Here is a 1,130-nt window from a genome sequence, read left to right as displayed (position 1 = left end):
TCCGCCTGGTCGAACACGACGGAGTGCGCCGACTCGAACAGCTCGTCGGTGCACTCCAGCTCGGTCATCCCGGTCGCCTCGTACATCTGCCGGCCGACCACCGTCCCGAGGTCGTGGAAGGCCGGAAGGCAGTGCAGGAACTTCACGTCCGGGTTGCCGGTGGCCCGGACGGTGTCCATCGACACCTGGTAGGGCTTGAGCAGCTCGATCCGCTCCGCCCAGACCTCCTTGGGCTCGCCCATCGAGACCCAGACGTCGGTGTAGAGGAAGTCGGCGCCGGCCACGCCCGTGTCGACGTCCTCGGTGAGCGTGATCCGGGCGCCGCTGGTCTCGGCCAGCCCCTCCGCGGCCTTCAGCACCTCCTCGGCGGGCCAGAGCGCCCGGGGCGCGACGATCCGGATGTCCATGCCGAGCAGCGCGCCGGTGACCAGCAGCGAGTTGCCCATGTTGGAGCGGGCGTCACCGAGGTAGGCGAGGGCCACCTCGGTCAGCGGCTTGGCGCTGTGCTCCCGGACGGTCAGCACGTCGGCGAGCATCTGGGTCGGGTGCCACTCGTCGGTGAGGCCGTTCCAGACCGGGACGCCGGCGTACGCGGCCAGCTCCTCGACGATCTCCTGCCCGTGGCCCCGGTACTCGATACCGTCGAACATCCGGCCCAGCACCCGGGCGGTGTCCTTGATCGACTCCTTGTGGCCGATCTGCGAACCGGACGGGTCCAGGTAGGTGGTGGTGGCGCCCTGGTCGTGGGCGGCCACCTCGAAGGCGCAGCGCGTCCGGGTGGAGGTCTTCTCGAAGATCAGCGCGATGTTCTTGCCCCGCAGCCGGGGCTGCTCGGTGCCCGCGTACTTCGCCGCCTTGAGCTGGGCGGCGAGATCCACCAGGAAGCGGAACTCCTGGGCCGTGAAATCGAGCTCCTTGAGGAAGTGCCTGTTCCGGAGGTTGAACGCCATGCCGGGCTCCTGGGGTGACGTGGACGGACCGCGAAGCGGCAATTCTATACGACACTCGGAATTTGTATGCATGGCCCCCGGGCCCTGCGGCGGTCACCGCAGGACCCGGCCTCCGACCGGCAGGACGGTGCCGTGTCGGGGAGCGGGCAGAGGCGGGGGGGCACCGGGCCCCGCCCCCAG

1 protein-coding gene is annotated in these 1,130 nt (G+C 69.9%); it reads right to left on the bottom strand.

Features of this window, described 5'->3' with window-relative positions; genetic code table 11:
- Window positions 1-950: ornithine carbamoyltransferase (argF, locus tag MCM47_RS41270; protein WP_238951884.1), on the bottom strand; the 950-nt coding region annotated here is incomplete at its 3' end.
- Between the last annotated feature and the right edge of the window lie 180 nt (window positions 951-1,130).

This window comes from Kitasatospora sp. A2-31 (assembly GCF_022288725.1).
Classification (GTDB): domain Bacteria; phylum Actinomycetota; class Actinomycetes; order Streptomycetales; family Streptomycetaceae; genus Kitasatospora.
The sequence above is the reverse complement of the archived record's forward strand: the minus strand, read 5'-3'. Positions and strand labels throughout refer to the sequence as shown.